Below are 4,015 nucleotides of genomic sequence, written 5' to 3' on the forward strand. Positions count from 1 at the left end.
ATGATTCGTCATGAAAGCGGTGGGAAAAGTTGATTTTGTTGGTCGCACAACAAGTCTAACTTCTCTTTACCGCTTTCTTTGTTTTCATCGTCACTTCACGCTAATCCGTGATGAACCTTAAAAATTGACCTTGAACTGGGCGCCCAGGGTGCGCGGTTCGTTCAGGATGCCGGTCAGGTTGTCGAAGTCGATCGCGCCGACCACCTGCACGCGATCGGTGATGTTGCGGGCAAAGGCCGACACTTCGTACTTCCCGTCGTTCCACTTGTAGCCCAGGCGCAGGCCGCCCTCGACCAGCGAACGCGCCTTGTACTCCCTGGCTTCGTACAGGAACATGTTGTAGGTGGTGCGGTAGGCCCAGTCGGTGTTGGCAAAGAAGTCGCCGTTCGCCACCGGCACCGTGTACGACAGGCTGAAGTTGGCCTGCCATTTCGGTGCGCGCGGCAGCGGGTTGCCGTCGATGCGCACCGTGCCGGCGAACGGGCCGGCCGGATCGGTGACGGTGCAGCCGGCGCGCCCGCCGGTGTTGGCGAGGTTGCCGCACTGCTGGACGAACAGGGCGCCATCCTTGATCTCGGTGTCGTTGTAGCTGGCGCCGGCACTCATGCGCAGGCCATCGGCCAGCACCGCCTGGAAATCGAGCTCCACGCCCTGCCCGGTCACCTTGTCGGCATTGATCAACTGGTTCATGTTGATCACGCCGCTGCCGGCGGTGAGCTGCTTGTCCTTGACGCGATACTGGAATACGCTGGCCGAGACGCGCGCGCGGCGGTCGAACAGTTCCTGCTTGATGCCGGCCTCGTAGGACAGCACTTTTTCGGCGTCGGCAAACGAAGGGCGGTCGCCGAGGCCAAACAGGCGGCCCTGCATGCTCGGTGCGCGGTAGCCGGTGGCGATGCGTGCGAACAGGTTGGTGTCCGCATCGAGCGCATAGGTGCCGCTCAGGTCCCAGCTGACGTTGGTCGAATCGTTGTCGATGATGAAAGGACCGGCCGTGGTGGCCTCGACGCGACTGGCTGCGAAGTTCTTCTTGTCGCTGGTGTAGCGCAGGCCGCCGCGCAGTTTCAGTTTCTCCGAGACGGTGTAGTTCAGCGAGCCGAAGGCCGCCCAGGATTCGGTCGACTGGTTCTGCGTCGCGAAGAACGGGCTTTGCGGATTACCCGGGGCCAGCGAATCGAAGCTGATGCTGTCGATCTGGATGTCTTCGTTGAAGTAGAACAGCCCGCCGATCCACTGCAGCGGGCCGCTGCCGTTGGATTCGGCGCGGAACTCCTGGGTGAACTGGCGGTGGAAAGGCAGCAGGTCGGCCGTCTCCACCACGAAGGGGATGTAGCCAGGGCCCATCGGCTGCGCATACACGGCGCCGTACCCCCCGTCGACGTCGGCGCGGCTGTAGAAGTCGGCCGACTCGTAACCGGTGATCGAATGCAGGGTGACGGCATCGCCATTCCAGCGCAGGCGCATGTTGGCGCCCTTGGTCTTCAGGGTCTGCTTGTTGACACCGTCGGTCGGGTAGCTGCCGTAATCGAAACCGTCCACCAGGTCGTTGGTGCCGGCCTTGATGATGTTTGCGCGGAACAGGGTGGCGTTGTTGTCCAGGTCGCGCATGTGGACGTTGAACAGCGCGCTGAACTGCTTGTTCGGCTGGACCAGCACCTGGATGCGGCCGGCGTTGTCGTGGTAGCCCTCGAAGTCGCGCGTACCGGTCGGGCGCGGGTTGTGCACGCGGTCGTCGCGGTTCTGCGATTGCAGCGAGATGCGCGCGGCAACGGTGTCGCTGAACGGCAGGTTGAACGCGCCTTCGGCATTCTTCGCGCCGTAGTTGCCGAACCCGAGGCTCAGGTAGCCTTCGCGCTTGAACACCGGCTTGACCGAGTCGAACTTGATCACGCCAGCCGGCGAATTGCGGCCGAACAGGGTGCCCTGCGGGCCGCGCAGCACTTCGATCTGCTCGGTGTCGAATACCGGGAAACCCTTGAGCATCGGGCTTTCCTGCACGATGTCGTCGACCACCAGGCCGACCGGCTGCGAGGCGTTCAGGTCGAAGTCGGTATTGCCTTGGCCGCGGATATAAAAGCGCGGGAACGAGCGGCCGTAGTCGGATTCGACATTCAGGCTGGGCGAGCGGCCGGACAGGAAGCGGATGTCCTGGCCGCCGGCGGTGAGGGTGTCGAGCTTGTCGCCGCTGAGGGTGGTGATTGCCATCGGCACCTCGCGGATGTTCTCGGCGCGCCGCTGGGCCGTCACGATCACCACGTCGAGCCGCTGGCGGCCCTGGGCGGGTACAGCTTGCGCAGCCGGGTCTTCCTGGACGGCGGTTTCCTGGGCCAGGGCCGCTTCAATCGGGAAGGCACCGGCAATGGCCAGGCACATCAGGGTGCGGCAACGTGGGAAGGCAGGACGGTTCATGGGGCTCCTTTTGGTGACGTGAACGGGCAGCAGGGCGACAGGCTTGCAAATACTCAACTATATCAAGCTGTCCAGGCCACACCCAAGCGAAGTCGCTAGACGATAGCCCCTAACAACAAGGCTTGACAGCGGCCCCTGGCAGCGGCCTGTCCGCGAAATCTGCGGCCCAGCGCCTGTTTTTGCGCTTTCGTCGTTCAGCCCGGGCGGCCCGCGAAAGCTTGTCATATCGTTCAGGCTCCGCTGCTTCCCTGGATGACCAGAACATGACAACCGTCTTCAAGCCCGCCCTCCTCGCCGCCGCCATCGCCGCCGGCGTCCTCGCCACCAGCCAGCCCAGCCACGCCGAATCGCCGCGCGCCGGGATCGTCGCCCAGCAGCGCAACCTGGCCGCCTTCAGCGCCATCGAACTGTCCGGTCCCTTCGACGTCGAGGTGCGCGCCCAGGGCCGCCAGGCGGTCGAGGTCTCGGGCGAGCGCAAGCGGCTCGACGAGGTCGAGACCTTCGTGCGCGGCGACACCCTGGTGGTGCGCCCGGTCCAGCGCAATGGTTTCCACTTCAGCTGGGGCAAGCGCGAAACGCCCACCGTCAGCATCACCGCCGCGCAGCTGAAAAGCCTCAAGATGTCGGGTAGCGGCGACGTCGAGCTGTCCCAGTTGTCGGGCGAACGTTTCGCCGTCAACGTCGACGGCCCGGGCGACCTGCAGGCGACCGGCGCGGTGCGCGAGCTGGCGGTGCGCGCCAGCGGCAGCGGCGACGCCGACCTGCACCGCGTGAAGGCGGCGAACGTCGAGCTGAATCAGTCGGGACCGGGCGACGTGCACCTGGGCGGCGTCGGCAACGAGCTGGTGGCAAGCCTCAGCGGCTCGGGCGACCTGGAAGCCGAAGACCTGCGCCTGGCGCGCCTGACCGCGCGCATGAGCGGTCCGGGCAGCATGAAACTGTCGGGCAGCGCGCGCGAACTGCGCGCCGAGGTCGAAGGTTCGGGCGAGTTCGATGGGAGTGATCTCAAGGTCGAGCGCGCGACCGTCAAGGCGAGCGGCCCCGGCGGCATCGAGCTGGCCCATGTATCGGATACGCTGGATGCCGAATTGCGCGGCTCGGGCGGGCTGGAAGCGAACATCGAGGGCCAGCGTTTGCTGCTCAAGATGAGCGGCCCGGGCACTGCCCGTGTCGCAGGCAAGGTGGAGCTGGTCAAGGCCCAGCTGAGCGGCTCGGGTGGGCTGGAAGGACGGAGCTTGACGGCCGGGCGCGCGGAGATCGCCGTGACCGGTGCGGGCAACGCGGCGGTGAATGTGGCCGGGCGCAGCGCACGCCGCGAGGATGATGGCCAGTTGCTGGTCGTGGATCGCAGTGGCAGCCGCCACGTGGCGCAGTAAGCCGCACAGAGGTGCACCGTAGGGTGGGCGGCTTTACCGCCCGCGCGTTCAACTAACGAATGAATACTCGCACGGCTATTCTTCCGCTGGCTGAACGCGCGGGCAGGAAACCTGCCCACCCTGTAAGAGCAAAGTAGTAATGTCCGGTTCTAGCAAAGTAGAAATGTCCGATTTTGCTAGATAGCTCATGCTGTCGACTCTGAATAATCTGGAGTCGACGGTGAGCAAAA

The 4,015-nt window shown here is 64.8% G+C and carries 2 protein-coding genes; one reads left to right on the forward strand and one right to left on the reverse strand.

The features are described 5' to 3' along the window. Window positions 1–117: 117 nt before the first annotated feature. A complete protein-coding gene (locus AC56LR_RS21570) occupies window positions 118–2,409 on the reverse strand; it encodes a TonB-dependent receptor (RefSeq protein ID WP_497133524.1) in 2,292 nt (763 codons plus the stop codon). A gap of 263 nt (window positions 2,410–2,672) precedes the next feature. On the opposite strand from AC56LR_RS21570, the gene AC56LR_RS21575 reads away from it, so the two are divergent. Beyond that, the gene (locus AC56LR_RS21575; protein WP_497133526.1) at window positions 2,673–3,785 is read left to right on the forward strand and encodes a GIN domain-containing protein; all 1,113 of its coding nucleotides are present in this window, start codon (window positions 2,673–2,675) and stop codon (window positions 3,783–3,785) included. Window positions 3,786–4,015 lie beyond the last annotated feature (230 nt).

The sequence above is a fragment of the Telluria sp. ZT3P39 genome (assembly GCF_059685935.1).

Coding starts and splice junctions, on each gene's coding strand:
- AC56LR_RS21575 (WP_497133526.1), top strand. CDS start 2,673: ATGACAACCGTCTTCAAGCCCGCCCTCCTCGCCGCCGCCATCGCCGCC.
- AC56LR_RS21570 (WP_497133524.1), bottom strand. CDS start 2,409: ATGAACCGTCCTGCCTTCCCACGTTGCCGCACCCTGATGTGCCTGGCC.